This window comes from Lelliottia sp. CFBP8978 (assembly GCF_034046055.2).
Taxonomy (GTDB): domain Bacteria; phylum Pseudomonadota; class Gammaproteobacteria; order Enterobacterales; family Enterobacteriaceae; genus Enterobacter.
The window spans coordinates 3512713-3527115 of record NZ_CM188253.1; the positions used below are offsets into that span (position 1 = coordinate 3512713).

At 54.5% G+C, this 14403-nt stretch carries 12 protein-coding genes and 1 pseudogene; 6 read left to right on the forward strand and 7 right to left on the reverse strand.

What is annotated here, in order from left to right:
• The first annotated feature begins 182 nt into the window (after positions 1-182).
• From SOM82_RS16400 to SOM82_RS16415, 4 genes and pseudogenes are all read left to right on the forward strand, one after another.
• A pseudogene (locus tag SOM82_RS16400) lies at positions 183-338 on the forward strand (hypothetical protein).
• 85 nt (positions 339-423) lie between these two features.
• Positions 424-1116, forward strand: a complete 693-nt coding sequence (gene mutH, locus SOM82_RS16405) for a DNA mismatch repair endonuclease MutH (RefSeq protein ID WP_320460511.1) — start codon at positions 424-426, stop codon at positions 1114-1116.
• A 129-nt stretch (positions 1117-1245) separates the two neighbouring features.
• A complete protein-coding gene (locus tag SOM82_RS16410; RefSeq protein WP_095283212.1) occupies positions 1246-1464 on the forward strand; it encodes a YgdI/YgdR family lipoprotein in 219 nt (72 codons plus the stop codon).
• Between the two features lie 110 nt (positions 1465-1574).
• A complete protein-coding gene (locus SOM82_RS16415) occupies positions 1575-2615 on the forward strand; it encodes an NADP(H)-dependent aldo-keto reductase (RefSeq protein WP_154126074.1) in 1041 nt (346 codons plus the stop codon).
• A gap of 41 nt (positions 2616-2656) precedes the next feature.
• Here SOM82_RS16415 and lplT read toward each other — a convergent pair whose 3' ends face one another.
• Both lplT and aas read right to left on the reverse strand, forming a co-directional pair.
• Positions 2657-3850, reverse strand: a complete 1194-nt coding sequence (gene lplT / locus SOM82_RS16420; protein WP_320460512.1) for a lysophospholipid transporter LplT — start codon at positions 3848-3850, stop codon at positions 2657-2659.
• Positions 3843-6002: a bifunctional acyl-ACP--phospholipid O-acyltransferase/long-chain-fatty-acid--ACP ligase gene (gene aas / locus SOM82_RS16425; protein ID WP_320460513.1), complete on the reverse strand. Its 2160-nt coding sequence runs from the start codon at positions 6000-6002 to the stop codon at positions 3843-3845. The genes lplT and aas overlap by 8 nt, the downstream gene beginning before the upstream one ends.
• 620 nt (positions 6003-6622) lie before the next feature.
• On the opposite strand from aas, the gene galR reads away from it, so the two are divergent.
• Positions 6623-7639: an HTH-type transcriptional regulator GalR gene (gene galR, locus SOM82_RS16430; RefSeq protein ID WP_320460514.1), complete on the forward strand. Its 1017-nt coding sequence runs from the start codon at positions 6623-6625 to the stop codon at positions 7637-7639.
• Here the strand turns inward: galR and SOM82_RS16435 are convergent.
• From SOM82_RS16435 to SOM82_RS16450, 4 genes are all read right to left on the reverse strand, one after another.
• Positions 7600-8076, reverse strand: a complete 477-nt coding sequence (locus SOM82_RS16435) for a GNAT family N-acetyltransferase (RefSeq protein WP_320460515.1) — start codon at positions 8074-8076, stop codon at positions 7600-7602. The genes galR and SOM82_RS16435 overlap by 40 nt on opposite strands.
• Positions 8073-8846: a GntR family transcriptional regulator gene (locus SOM82_RS16440; RefSeq protein WP_320460516.1), complete on the reverse strand. Its 774-nt coding sequence runs from the start codon at positions 8844-8846 to the stop codon at positions 8073-8075. Before SOM82_RS16440 ends, SOM82_RS16435 begins: the two co-directional genes overlap by 4 nt.
• A 90-nt stretch (positions 8847-8936) precedes the next feature.
• Positions 8937-10364, reverse strand: coding sequence for a glycoside hydrolase family 1 protein (locus tag SOM82_RS16445; RefSeq protein ID WP_320460517.1), 1428 nt, complete (start codon positions 10362-10364; stop codon positions 8937-8939).
• A gap of 7 nt (positions 10365-10371) precedes the next feature.
• Positions 10372-11709: a PTS sugar transporter subunit IIC gene (locus tag SOM82_RS16450; protein WP_154126080.1), complete on the reverse strand. Its 1338-nt coding sequence runs from the start codon at positions 11707-11709 to the stop codon at positions 10372-10374.
• A 423-nt stretch (positions 11710-12132) separates the two neighbouring features.
• Between SOM82_RS16450 and SOM82_RS16455 the strand changes: the two genes are divergently transcribed.
• Positions 12133-13149, forward strand: a complete 1017-nt coding sequence (locus tag SOM82_RS16455; protein WP_154126081.1) for a LacI family DNA-binding transcriptional regulator — start codon at positions 12133-12135, stop codon at positions 13147-13149.
• Here the strand turns inward: SOM82_RS16455 and lysA are convergent.
• Positions 13141-14403 (reverse strand): diaminopimelate decarboxylase, encoded by a 1263-nt coding sequence (gene lysA / locus SOM82_RS16460; RefSeq protein WP_154126082.1) that lies wholly within the window; start codon positions 14401-14403, stop codon positions 13141-13143. The two genes, SOM82_RS16455 and lysA, sit on opposite strands and share 9 nt — an antisense overlap.

A 14403-nucleotide genomic window follows, 5' to 3' on the forward strand; every position in this document is an offset into this window, starting at 1 on the left:
TATTTTTCATGCAATTAATCGCAAGATCTTGCCTACTGACGCCTATAACGTGACGATCATCACACATGAGATCCTGGTACTGATGAAAGATCGAACAGCATCGGTTTTATCCACAGATTGTGCCAATAACTTAGACACATTTTGTGTAAAAATTCGATTTTCGTCGCACGTCAAGGCTGTAAATTGAACCAGTAGTGAGGGTTATTCCCAGTTATCCCACTTTTCTGTGGATAACATGGTGTAAGATCCTGTTCATTGTCAGTGACCAGTTTTGAACAACCCATTTTTCATCATTTTTAAAAATGATGATTTTTGTTAAAAAGACATATAAATCATAACCCTGCCATATCGCTTCAGAAATCGTTAAACTCTATCCACAAGGACCTCATTTACCGTTCATTTTTTAATCAAAGGCTGATATTCATGCTTCCGCTCCTTCCGCTGACCTCTCCCCCCTCGACTGAAGAGCAGTTGCTGTACCAGGCACAACGCGTGGCGGGTTACACGCTTGGAGAGCTGGCCGCGATGGCGGGTCTGCCTGTACCCCACGATCTCAAACGTGATAAAGGCTGGATTGGCGTGCTGCTGGAGCTGTGGCTTGGCGCGAGTGCGGGCAGTAAACCTGAGCAAGATTTTGCGGCACTTGGCGTTGAGCTCAAAACCATTCCCATCGACAGCCAGGGCAAACCGCTGGAAACCACCTTTGTTTGTGTCGCCCCTTTGACAGGGAATAGTGGCGTCAGCTGGGAAACCAGCCATGTGCGTCATAAACTCAAGCGGGTGCTGTGGGTGCCCGTTGAAGGCGAGAGAACAATCCCCCTGGCCGATCGCCGGGTGGGCGCGCCGCTGCTATGGAGTCCTGACGATAAAGAAGAACGTCAGCTTTGCCAGGACTGGGAAGAGTTGATGGATATGATTGTTTTGGGACAAGTGGAGCGGATTACGGCACGTCACGGTGAAGTCATGCAATTGCGTCCAAAAGCGGCCAACAGCAAAGCGTTAACCGAGGCCATAGGCGCCAATGGCGAGCCCATACTGACGCTACCGCGCGGCTTTTATTTAAAAAAGAACTTCACGGGCGCACTGCTGGCTCGCCACTTCTTGCTCAAAACATAGTTTTTCTGTGAAGTTTGAACTCAATCAAACGCGATCACCGGCTTTTTAAGATTTTGCTACTTTCATGTAACGAATTACCAGGTTATTACTACACTATGATTGGATACGAGCCAGGTGAGGATGATAACGATGAAAAAATGGGCAGTGATAATCTCAGCGGTCGGTTTAGCGTTTGCTGTTTCAGGCTGTAGTAGCGATTACGTGATGGCCACAAAAGATGGACGAATGATTTTGACCGACGGCAAACCCGAAGTCGATGACGATACCGGCCTTGTGAGTTACAGCGACCAGCAAGGCAATAAGATGCAGATCAACCGCGACGAAGTTTCTCAGATTATCGAACGATAAACAGATGAAGGTCAGTTGCTTACTGACCTTTTTGATTTTTCTCTTCCCCTTTTGCTTCCCCTCTGCCATGTTTATAGACCCTTAATTATTCTCGTTTCAGGAAACCGGCTATGCATTATCACCGTATCCCCCACAGCACTCTGGAAATCAGTCAACTGGGGTTGGGCACGATGACATTCGGTGAACAAAACAGCGAAGCCGATGCCCATGCGCAACTCGATTACGCCGTCAGTCAGGGCATTAATCTGATTGATGTCGCGGAAATGTACCCGGTGCCGCCGCGCCCGGAGACTCAGGGATTAACCGAAACTTACGTTGGCAACTGGCTGGCGAAAAACGGTAATCGTGAAAAACTGGTGCTTGCCTCTAAAGTGAGCGGCCCGTCGCGTAATAACGACACGGGCATCCGCCCGAACCAAATTCTGGACCGCAAAAACATTCGTGCCGCGCTGGATGACAGCCTCAGACGCCTGCAGACCGACTATCTCGATCTGTATCAGGTTCACTGGCCACAGCGTCCGACCAACTGCTTTGGTAAGCTGGGCTATAGCTGGAGCGACAGTGCGCCCGTTGTGACGCTGCTCGAAACGCTGGAAGCACTGACCGAGTGCCAGCGCGCCGGTAAAATTCGCTATATTGGCGTCTCGAATGAAACCGCTTTTGGCGTGATGCGTTATTTACATCTGGCGGATAAGCATGACCTTCCGCGGATTGTGACGATTCAGAATCCGTACAGTCTGGTGAACCGGAGCTATGAAGTCGGTCTGGCCGAAGTGAGCCAGTATGAAGGCGTCGAGTTGCTGGCTTACTCTTGCCTGGCTTTTGGTACGCTGACGGGCAAATATCTCAACGGCGCCAAACCGGCGGGTGCGCGAAACACTCTGTTCAGCCGATTCACGCGTTACAGCGGTGAGCAGACACAAAAAGCGGTTGCCGCTTATGTGGACATCGCCCGTCGCCACGGTCTGGATCCGGCGCAAATGGCGCTGGCATTCGTGCGCCGTCAACCCTTCGTAGCCAGCACCCTGCTGGGAGCAACCACGCTGGAGCAGCTAAAAACCAACGTTGAAAGCTTCCATCTGGAGTTGAGCGAAGAGGTGTTAGCGGAGATCGAAGCCGTGCATCAGGTTTACACCTATCCTGCACCCTAATGAAATCACCCGGCGGCCATCGTCCGCCGGGCATTTTTACTCTAACGACGTCTTTGCCAGAGCCAGAGTCCGGCAATAGCCAGCGCAAACAGCCCACCAAATCCAACGCCAATCCCTACCACGGGAAATCCTGCTTTTACCGCCAGCGAGTAAAGCCCCAGCATCAGCAGCATGGCCGTGTTTTCGCCCAGATTCTGTACCGCAATCGCGTTACCCGCCCCAACGGTCTGTTTACCACGCTCTTGCAACAGGGCATTCAGCGGCACCACAAAGAACCCACCCAGTACCCCAATCAGAATCAACAGCGCATAGGCCGGCAATAGCGCATGCTGGAGTGAGAAGAACAACACGCCGACACCAATCAAAATCCCCGCAGGCATACAGCGCGCAACAGTTTCCAGGGTGACGAGTTTCGCCGCAGCCCCGGCCCCGACCACAATCCCAACGGCAACCATCGCGTTCAGGTAAGTTGGCGTGGCATTATCGGTGATGCCTAAGGCCGTCGGAACCCACAGCACCAGCAGGAATCGCAGCGTCACACCCGCGCCCCAGAAAAGACTGGTGCCCATCAGCGAGAAACGCGTTTCGCCATTACGCCACAGCACGCGGCAGGCGTTGAAGAAGCTGGAGGTCATTGGCGTGAAGCGCCAGGACTGGCCAGGACGTGCCACGGGGAGCGTCGGGATAAACAAATTAGCGACCACTGCGCCGGCGTACATCAGGGCACAGACCCCGAGCGCCGCCAGAACGTGCCAGTCGGCCAGCACACCACCCGCTACCGAGCCCAGCAGAATTGCCGCTATCGTTGAAGATTCCATCAGACCGTTGGCTTTGACCAGTTTGTCTCCGGTTGTCAGTTCCCCCAGGATACCGTATTTCGCCGGAGAATAGGCCGCCGCGCCGATCCCCACCAGCGTATAGCCGATAAAGGGATTGATACCGAAACAGATACTCGCCGCCCCCAGCAGTTTGAGCCCGTTGGCAAACATCATCACACGGCCTTTTGCAAAGCTGTCCGCGACCTGCCCCACGAAGGGAGCAAAGATGATGTAAGCACCCACAAACACCATCTGCAGGATGGGCTGGCTCCAGTCCGGATAAAATTCCGCTTTCAGCAGTGCCAGAGTGGCAAATAACAGCGCGTTATCGCCAAAAGCGGAAAGAAACTGGGCGGCGGTCACCGCCATCATGCCTTTCGACCAGATTGACGTGTTAGTGTGTACTGACTCACGCATTATGTTTTTCTGCCTCTTCAACCAGCCCCTTAAGCGCAACGAAATCGGGTTTACCACTCCCCAACACCGGCAACTGCTTCAGATAGCGAATATCTCTGGGAACAGCCAGCTCAGGAACGCCATGGGTGCGGACATACTGCAGCAACTGTTCACGTTTGAGTTCATTGTCGGTGGTAAATAACACCAACGCCTCGCCTTTACTGGCATCACTTTTAATGGCCGTTGCGTGCATTTTTTCAGGAGAAACGGCACTGGCGAACTGCTCCACCATCTCCAGTGACACCATTTCTCCGGCAATCTTGGCGAAGCGTTTGGCGCGCCCCTGGATCTGCACAAAACCTTGCTCATCAAAGCGCACAATATCGCCGGTGTCGTACCAGCCCGTTTCCAGCTCGCCCTGCGCATTTTCCGCCGTAGGCGCTTCCAGCACGCCCGGGTTTTCCACGCGCAGATAGCCGTTCATGACGTTCGGTCCTTTCAACTGCAGGCGACCACCGTCTTCAATACCCGGAACAGCCAGCAGACGCGCGTCCATGCCGGGTAAAATACGTCCAACCGTACCCGGCTTTGCGGCCATCGGTACGTTGATGGAGACCACCGGCGCGCATTCCGTTACGCCGTAGCCCTCCAGGATGCGCAGACCAAATTTGTCCTGCCAGATTTGACGGTTGCTGTCCTGCAATTTTTCCGCCCCGGCCACCACATACCGCACGCGGTAGAAGTCGTACGGATTGGCAAAGCGCGCGTAATTTCCGAGGAACGTTGATGTACCGAAAAGCACCGTACAGTTACGGTCATACACCAGTTCCGGCACGATGCGATAGTGTAGCGGGCTAGGATAGAGAAACACTTCTGCGCCCGTGAACAGCGGCGTAAATAGCCCTACCGTCAGGCCGAAAGAGTGGAAAAGCGGCAGCGCCGACATAAAGCGGTCGTGAGCGGTAAAATCGGCAATGGTTTTAATCTGTTCAACGTTTGCCAGAAGGCTTTTGTGGCTATGAACCACGCCCTTTGGATTCCCCTCGGATCCCGAGGTGAAGAGAATCATTGCGGCATCTTCCGGCTGCTGTTTTACCTGCGCCAGACGTGGAGCGAGCAAGTGTGCAAAAATCCACAGTTTGTCGCTGGTCGTAACAACAGCTTTAAGATCCTCAAGAAACACCCAGCGCACCTGCGTGAGCTGCTCCGGCAAGTGCCAGAGTTTGCCTTTGTCGAGGAACTGGCGCGATGTGAAGACGGTTTTGATCTCTGCTGCGGTAATCGCGCTGGTCAGCCCTTTGACACCCGCGGTGTAGTTCATCATCGCCGGAATGCGCCCCCGGGAAACGGCGCCAAAAATGACGGCCGCGCTGATGCCCGCGTTCGGCAGCATCAGGCCGATCTTTTCACCTTGCTGACTGTATTTCTCCAGAATACGCCCGACAAAGAGCGTCTTGGTTAGCAACTTGCGATAGGTATCCGGCGTGAAATTGATGTCTTCAATACAGTTTTTGTTGGCCCCAAAACGATACTGCGCAGAGAGTAGCGATTCATACAGGGTTTCGCGCGGACGCACCGCCATTCGTGCTTCCATCATAATCTGATGAAGCATCTCGCCGGCCATCTTGCGACGATCCCGCGCGCGCGGCGCTTCAGGCATTGGAAGCGTTGTCGGCGGGAGAATGTGCAGCGTGATTTTGGGGAACAGGCGCAGCTTAACCAGCCCTTTCAGGCGACTGAAGTGGGTCAACTCAGCGCCTTCAATGCGCAGCGGCACTACCGTAGCCCTGGATTTTGCGGCGACAAAACCCGCCCCGTCATAGATTTTCATCAGCGAGCCAGTCACCGAGATCCGCCCTTCCGGGAAAATAACCACCGGACGCCCCTGCTCGATCAGACGCACCAGGTGTTTGATCATCATCGGTTTGGTGGGATCGAGAGGGACAAAATCAATCAGCGATGCGAGCCTTCGCATAAACCATTTCTGGCTTATAGAGCTGTACACCGCAAATACCGGGCGGCCAGGCAGGAAAAGCGCCAGCAAGATGCCGTCGATAAAGGAAACATGGTTTGGAGTGATAAGAACACGCTCACCGCGTAGCGACTGGGTGTCGCCGGTGAGGCGGACGCGAAAGAGGATACGGAATAAGGTACGGAAAAACCCAAATAGCATTTCAACTCCCTTTGCCTGTCAAATTTTAGGGTTACGCTAAATTGTGGCAGATTACACGAGAAGTGCAGGGGGAGCGACAGCTTATTCAGGCGAAAAAAAACCTGCGCATCCGCGCAGGCTGGTGCAAGAGATGAGTACGAAAACGTACCAGGAATTCTCACCAATCAATACCTCTGGGATCTTGATTGTGGCTGTAGCCCGCTCGCTTCGCCAGCAGGAAAACGCAAGCGAATGAGCCTAAGTGCAACCAGGTGTGAAAATTATTGATTGCTGTTACATGTTGAAGTTAATGGCAAAAAAAAACCTGCGTATAAACGCAGGTTGGTGTAATTCGTGTTAATCAACCGGAGCTGATCTCACCTATCAATACCTCTGGGATCTCGACTGTAGCAATCCACTCTCCTCTCTCACCAGCTGACAATCGCAACAGCCTTCGGCAAAGTGTAACGAAAGGTTCATTTTGACACGCATCTGACACGCTTCGTGGTGTAACCATTACACGGGTTCGCATGTTCTGTATCACGTTTGCGAGTAGCATTCCCGGCTGGCCCTTGAATGCACCTCGCTTTTCCGCAACACTACTGTGTGTGTAACCGCTTACCCCCAAAAGAAGGTATTGAATGGCGACAATTAAGGATGTGGCCCGTCTGTCTGGTGTTTCTGTCGCGACCGTTTCGCGCGTCATTAACCACTCTCCAAAAGCCAGCGACGCCTCCCGTCAGGCAGTACAGAGTGCCATGGAAACCCTGAACTACCATCCCAACGCCAACGCCCGCGCCCTGGCACAGCAGTCAACGGAGACGGTAGGACTGGTCGTCGGCGACGTCTCAGACCCGTTTTTCGGGGCGATGGTAAAAGCGGTGGAACAGGTGGCCTATCAGACCGGCAATTTTTTACTGATTGGCAACGGCTACCATAACGAACAGAAAGAGCGCCAGGCGATTGAACAGCTGATTCGCCATCGCTGCGCCGCCCTGGTTGTCCATGCCAAAGTGCTGCCCGATGCCGAACTGCTCCATCTGATGAAGCAGATCCCCGGTATGGTGCTCATTAATCGCATCATCCCTGGCTATGAGGACCGCTGCGTTGCCCTTGACGACCGCTACGGTGCCTGGCTCGCCACTCGCCATCTGATTCAGCAGGGTCATACCCGGATTGGCTATCTCTGTTCGAACCACCAGATTTCTGATGCCGAGGATCGGCTGCGCGGGTACTACGACGCACTGCGAGAAAGCGGTTTACCCTGCAACGATCGTCTTGTCACGTATGGCGAACCGGACGAAAGCGGCGGCGAACAAGCCATGACCGAGCTGTTGGGACGCGGGCGCAATTTTACCGCTGTGGCCTGTTATAACGACTCAATGGCCGCAGGCGCGATGGGGGTGCTTAACGACAACGGCATTGACGTTCCGGCAGAGATTTCATTGATTGGATTTGATGATGTGTTGGTTGCACGCTACGTGCGTCCACGCCTGACAACCGTGCGCTATCCGATTGTGACGATGGCCACCCAGGCCGCCGAACTGGCGCTGGCGCTGGCCGAAAAACGCCCGCCGCCGGATATCACGCATTTATTTAGCCCGACGCTGGTGCGTCGTCACTCGGTCATCGCCCCGACAGAATCAGTCAGCGAATAGCGATAGAGATGAACCGTTTTATTCGGGTATTCCAGCGCATCCCCGATGTAATGCCAGCCGTAGCGTTCATAAAAGTCACGGCAGGCTGACCACAGATGCAGCTCGGAATAGCCGGCCCGCGCGGCATACGCCATCACGTAATCCTGTAACTGGCCCGCCAGCCCTTTGCCGCGAGCCGCTTCATCCACGTACAGCGCTGCCAGCCACGGATAAATATCCTGACGGGTGATTAAATCACAGCGCCACAGCCCGACCGTTCCCAGCAGTTGTCCGTCTTCAAGGGCGACAAAAGTGACAGGCAATGCGTCGGGTTTCTGGCTGTGGGTAATAATGCTGGCAAAGAATTCGCGCGGTAATCCATCACCAAAAGCCTGCCAAAGCCAGTCGGTGACACGCTCCGCATGGTGTGGAACGGCGTACAGCGGTTGAATTTTCACACCGGTTTTCCCTGGAAAATGGGCACTGACTCAAAAAGATAGCCGTCAAAATCGGGTGCGTCTTCATCAGACAGTTCAAGCAGGCTCTTTTTAACATTTTCCAGATGTTGCCACATCGCCTGCCACGCGCCCATCACATCCCGGCGACGCAGAGCCGCCAGAATGGTTTGCCTGTCGCCCAGCCACTTGAGCCTGTAGGCGCGGCTGGCGATATGAACATTAAACTGCTGCCACAGCGGGCTGCTGTCCATGTGATGCCAGACGCTCTCAACCGTTGCCAAAAGCATCTGGTTCTGTGTGGCGCCAGCCAGCACCAGATGAAACATCTTGTTGTTATCCTGGCTGTTATCGTTGGCGGCGATGGCCCGCTGTTCCTGCTCAATGATGCGACGCAGATTATCAATATCGGCGCGGGTTGCCATTTTGGCCGCAAAGGCGGCAATGTTGCTTTCGATCAGCTGGCGCGCCTGCAAAATTTCAAACGGCCCGACGTCACTGTTTAAGAAACGCTCTTCTTCGTTTTCATGCTCTTCCGGAATACGCATGACATAGACGCCGGAGCCCTGGCGGATATCCACCGTTCCCTGCAACTCCAGCATCAACAGCGCTTCGCGCACGATGGTGCGGCTGACGCCATACGTCTCGGCAATGTTACGCTCCGGGGGCAGACGTGAGCCAACGGGATAGTGACCCTGGATGATTTGCGCACGCAAATCCTCGCCAATCTCCTGGTACTGTTTTTTTTCCGGCGGGACGACTGCCTTATCCACGTGATCACCTGTGCTTATCAGTTAATGCGCAGGCCGGGCATCCTCCCGGCCAGTTGACGACTATTTTACCAGAACCCGTACGGTTTTAGCCTATTTCCATTCATCATCGACGGTGAGCGTCAGCGTCCGTTCATCGCGCAGCCGACGGAACCACGAGGCCGATTTTTTCGGCCTGCGGGCACGGTCATTCTCCAGATCGATTTCAATCAGACCGTAGCGATTTTTAAAGGCATTCATGGGCGAAACATTATCGGTAAACGCCCACAGCATGTAGCCGTGGCAGTTCGCTCCGTCTTCGCGCGCCAGGAGCGTTTGACAGAGGTGCTCACTGATAAAAGCAATTCGATAATCATCTTCGATGAAACCGTCGCGATGGCGAAATTGTGCTTCGTTCTCCACGCCCATACCGCTTTCCGCCACAAACCACGAAATATTGCGATAGTCATTTTTAATGCGCATCGCCATGTCATAAACGATGCGCGGGTAAATTTCCCAGCCTCGCGAACTGTTCATCTTGCGGCCTGGCAGCTCGAACGGCTCGTAGTAGTACGACGGATGGAAAGGCGTCTCGGGATGCCAGGCCCGCGATGGCGCTTTCACCCGATGCGGATAATAAAGATTGATCCCCAGCTCATCGACGGTGTTTTCCGCAATCAGCGCCAGCTCTTCCGCGCTGTAGTCCCACTGCACCTGATGTTGCTCAAGCAGAGTGAACAGCTGCTGCGGATAACAGCCGTGGACCATGGGATCGAGAAACACACGGTTGTAGAACAGATCGTAGATTTCCGCCGCCCGGACATCGTGCGCGGCGCGAGAGCGCGGATACGTCACTTCCGGATTGAGAATACAGCCTACCGTTCCACGGTAATCCCGCTCACGGAATAGCTTCACCACTTTCGCCGTCGCCAGCACTTTGTGGTGGTTCCACTGCATCCAGGTGTTGGTGTTCTGTTCGTAGGGCCAGCGAAGCGCATCCAGATAGACGCGGGTCTGCACCACAATCGGCTCGTTGAAGGTAAACCAGCGCGTCACTTTGCGGTGGTATCGTTCGAATACCTTTTCGGCATAGCGAACAAACAGCTCGACGACATGCTTAGAGGCCCAGCCGCCGTAGGTTTCCAGTAAAACGCCAGGCAGCTCGTAGTGTTCCAGGCAGATCATCGGTTCGATGCCCTGTCGCTGCATTTCGTCAAACAGCGCATCGTAATACGCCGCATACTCCTCATCGACGGTCGCATTTTCATAATCGGTCAGAAAACGCGACCAGTTGATGGAGGTGCGGTAATGCGTCAGTCCGGCCTCTTTCATCAATACCACATCTTCACGAAAGCGATTGATAAAATCGGTCGCCACCGCCGGGCCATAGCCGTTATGCCAGACGTGACGGTCGTTTTTGTACCAGAGATCGATCCACGAATCCTGCCCCTCTTTTTTGCCACTCCAGCCTTCTGTCTGCCAGGCGGAGGCCGCCGCGCCCAGAATAAAATCCTGCGGTATCGAAATGTGTTTTGTGCTCATGAGATCCTCACGCGTTGTTGGCCGCTTGCTGACTTTGCGCCTGAAGGGCAGCCTGTTCCGCACGGCGAGACGCTATCTTCACAAACGGCAGATAGATCAGAACCGCGGTGACGATACAAATCAGCTGCGTGACCACCGCACCCATCGATCCCGCCGTTGAGAGCCAGGCGTTGATCAGCGGCGGCGTGGTCCACGGCACCATGACCACCGCTTTGCCCGCAAAGCCCGTCACCGTGGCAAAATAGCCAATCGACCCCGTCACCAGCGGCGTAATGATGAACGGAATGGCAAGGATAGGGTTCAGCATGATTGGCATGCCGAAGATCACCGGCTCGTTGATATTAAAAAGGCCAGGGCCGATGGAGAGCTTGGCGATCTCGCGCATCTCTTTACGCTTTGTGCCGATCATCACCGCGATCAGCAGACCAATGGTTAACCCCGATCCGCCAATGCTCATGTACACATCCCAGAACGGCATGGTAATGATGTTGGGGATCTCTTTTCCCTGCTCGAATGCGCTCATGTTGACAGTGATCGCCCCCAGCAGCAGCGGCTCGCGGATCGGTTTGATCATCTGGTTACCGTGAATACCGATCACCCAAAAAAGCTGCGCAACAAACATCAGCAACAGGATGCCCGGCAGACTTTGCACGACACGTTCAAGCGGCTGCTGCACCACCTGATAGACCGCATCGTAAAGATATAGGCCGGTTATCTGATGGAAAACAAAACCAAAGGTAGCAATGGCCGTAGTGGTGATAATCGCCGGGATCAGCGCCGAGAACGACGCCGAAACGTTAGGCGGGACGGTGTCCGGCATTTTGATTTTTAGCCCCGGACGATTTTCCAGCCAGCAATAGACCTCGACCGACAAAATGGCAATGAACATGCCGAGGAACAGGCTACGGGTATCCGAGAACTGGCGAAGCAGAACGTCTTTAACTACATGCATCTGCCCGTCGACCAGCATTTCAACGGTCGTCGGCGTCACGCAGATAAAGCAGATCACCGCCAGCAGGCCCGGGAAGAGTGATTTAATGCCGTTAATACGCCCCAGTTCGATACCAATTAAAAATACCGCGCCAATGTTGAGAAAATTCAGCGTGGCGTAGTTAATGGCACTGGTGATCGGTTTTAGCGCGGCCAGGAAGGATAACGATTCAAAACTGGCGAGGCCGTTTTTCGGATCGAGCACCATGTTGGAGATCAGCACAGAGAATGCGCCAACAATGATGACCGGCATTAAGGTAATGAAGGAGGACTTAATCGCCATGATATAGCGATAGCTGTTGAATTTGGTGGCGAAACTGCCCAGAGAGTCGATCAGTTTTTCCTGTAATGCCATAAGGTAATACCTCAGTAAAAGGGCTTTTATATCCTTCACTTTTCAGGTTGCAGGGTCGTCGGCTGCTCTCACTCACCCGAATCACTTACCAGAGTATGCTTAACGGGATCCGCTCAATGGCTGCCTGCCTGCATCCTGAAGTCGCCTGGATAATGAATAAGGTGTACAGCCGGATACTATTGGCATACCAAAAATAGCTTTCGGCTGCTATTCGTTCTGTGATTAAGCTCTCAATGCGACCAGAGGTATTCCAAATCATGATTTATCACCACTTTGGCATGCCACTTACCCTCATTTATCCTGTCGCGACCTGCCGTTGCCAAAAAGCGTGATCGTGGTGGGGCTTTTCCCCTTCCCGTTGCGCTTATGCGCCTGAGGGTCTGTGATAAACTGCACGCGATTACGTGAATGCAGGAATTTCTCATGGCAACAATGCTGGATGTCTCACTACGCGCAGGGGTGTCGAAAGCCACCGTTTCGCGCGTGCTGAACGGCACAGGACAGGTAAAAGAGAGTACGCGTCAGCAAGTGTTTAATGCGATGGAAGAGCTGGGTTATCGCCCGAACTTTCTCGCGCAATCGCTCGCCAACCGTACCAGCAACAGCATTGGACTGGTGGTCTCCACTTTTGATGGTTTTTATTTTGGCCGCCTGCTCCAGCAGGCATCCCGCCAGACCGAAAGCCACGGCAAGCAGTTGATTGTCACCGATGGCCACGACGCGCCCGAGCGGGAAGAGCAAGCCGTACAGATGCTGGCCGATCGCCAGTGCGACGCCATCGTGCTGTACACACGCTACATGAGCGAAAAAGCGATCATGAAGCTGATTAACAGCGTCCCTATGCCGCTGGTCGTGATCAACCGCGACGTCAGCCTGGCGCGCGATCGCTGCGTGTTTTTCGAACAGCAGGACGCCGCGTTTAAAGCCGTCGATTATCTGATAAGCCAGGGCCACAGAGAGATCGCCTGTATTACCGTCCCTATCCATACGCCAACCGGTAAAGCGCGGCTGATGGGGTATCGCCAGGCGCTGGAGAAACATGGGATTGTCTGGGACGATCGCCGGGTGAAATATGGCGATGCGGGAATGACGCGGGGTTATGAACTGTGTCGGGAGTTACTCAGCGAAAAGGTGGCGTTCAGCGCCCTCTTTGCCTGTAACGATGATATGGCTCTGGGATCGTCTAAGGCGTTGCATCAGGCCGGGCTGCGGATCCCGCAGGATATTTCTCTGTTTGGTTTTGACGATGCGCCGAGCGCAAAGTGGCTGGAACCGGCGCTCTCAACGGTTTACCTGCCGATCGACAACATGATTACCACCGCCATCGATCAGGCCGTTCGGCTGGCCAATCACCAGCCGATCGAGACGATCCCGCCGTTCACCGGTACGCTAATGTTGCGTGACTCCATTACCACCGGACCGTATTACGCCTCAAAATAGCTCAAGCGCAAGCAGTTCCTGAATGGTCTGGCGACGACGAATCAGTCGCGCCACGCCGTTATCAAACAGCACTTCTGGCAGCAGCGGACGGCTGTTGTAATTCGATGACATCGACGCACCGTAAGCCCCGGTATCATGCAGCACCAGGTAGTCGCCGGTCTGAACGGCTGGCAGCGTGCGGGTTTCGACTTTTCCCCCCTCAAGCTGCGTAAAGACGTCACCCGATTCACACAGCGGTCCCGCCACGACGGTCTCGACCTGCGGCACTTGCGTTAAATCGCGGCCATCAGCGGCAAGCGCAGTGATATGGTGATAACTGCCGTACATCGCCGGGCGCATCAGATCGTTAAACCCGGCGTCAATCAGCACGAAGTGACGACTGCCCATCGCTTTCACGCTGCGCACCTGCGCCACCAGCACGCCAGATTCCGCCACCAGGAAACGGCCCGGTTCGATTTCCAGTTTGACCGGGTGTCCCAGATGAGCCGCAATTTTGTCGCGTGCCGCACTCCACAGGCCAAAATAGTGATCGGTATCGATCGCCTCTTCCCCTTCACGATACGGGATCGACAGGCCGCCACCGGCGGAGATCGCCTCCAGATCCTGACCGAATTCGATCACCTGGCGCACCATCGCGCCGCACACCTGCTCAAGATGCGCGTAATCGACCCCGGAGCCGATGTGCATATGAATGCCCACCAGCGTCAGGTTGTAGCGCTGTAAAACGTCCAGCGCAGCGGGCAGATCGCTATACCAGATCCCGTGTTTGCTGTTTTCACCGCCGGTATTGGTTTTTTGACTGTGACCATGACCAAAGCCCGGATTAACGCGCAGCCACACGCGATGGCCCGGCGAAACCTGTCCAAGCTGTTCCAGCATATCAACCGACCCGGCGTTGACCGGGATTTGCAGTTCTTTCACGCGTGAAAGCGTCGCGCTATCGATCAGATCGGCGGTAAAGACAATGGCGTCGCTGTCTGCCTGCGGATCGTAGCCCGCGGCCAACGCACGTTCAATTTCGCCCAGCGATACGGAATCCACTTTGACGCCCTGCTCACGCATCAGGCGCAGAATGTGAATATTCGAGCACGCCTTCTGGGCAAAACGGACCACGTCAAACTGGTGCAGCGCCGCGATCTTTTCGCGAACGATCTGTGCGTCGTAAACCCAGACCGGGCAGCCGAACTCCGCGGGCAAGCGCAGCAAATTTTCGGCGTTGAGATCGGTATCGGTACTGTTAAGCGGGCGTGGCAT

What these genes read in the sequence shown, in the direction of transcription:
- SOM82_RS16410 (WP_095283212.1), top strand. Translation starts at nt 1,246, where the DNA reads ATGAAAAAATGGGCAGTGATAATCTCAGCGGTCGGTTTAGCGTTTGCT.
- lplT (WP_320460512.1), bottom strand. Translation starts at nt 3,850, where the DNA reads ATGCGTGAGTCAGTACACACTAACACGTCAATCTGGTCGAAAGGCATG.
- galR (WP_320460514.1), top strand. Translation starts at nt 6,623, where the DNA reads ATGGCGACAATTAAGGATGTGGCCCGTCTGTCTGGTGTTTCTGTCGCG.
- SOM82_RS16415 (WP_154126074.1), top strand. Translation starts at nt 1,575, where the DNA reads ATGCATTATCACCGTATCCCCCACAGCACTCTGGAAATCAGTCAACTG.
- SOM82_RS16445 (WP_320460517.1), bottom strand. Translation starts at nt 10,364, where the DNA reads ATGAGCACAAAACACATTTCGATACCGCAGGATTTTATTCTGGGCGCG.
- mutH (WP_320460511.1), top strand. Translation starts at nt 424, where the DNA reads ATGCTTCCGCTCCTTCCGCTGACCTCTCCCCCCTCGACTGAAGAGCAG.
- aas (WP_320460513.1), bottom strand. Translation starts at nt 6,002, where the DNA reads ATGCTATTTGGGTTTTTCCGTACCTTATTCCGTATCCTCTTTCGCGTC.
- SOM82_RS16455 (WP_154126081.1), top strand. Translation starts at nt 12,133, where the DNA reads ATGGCAACAATGCTGGATGTCTCACTACGCGCAGGGGTGTCGAAAGCC.
- SOM82_RS16450 (WP_154126080.1), bottom strand. Translation starts at nt 11,709, where the DNA reads ATGGCATTACAGGAAAAACTGATCGACTCTCTGGGCAGTTTCGCCACC.
- lysA (WP_154126082.1), bottom strand. Translation starts at nt 14,403, where the DNA reads ATGCCACGCCCGCTTAACAGTACCGATACCGATCTCAACGCCGAAAAT.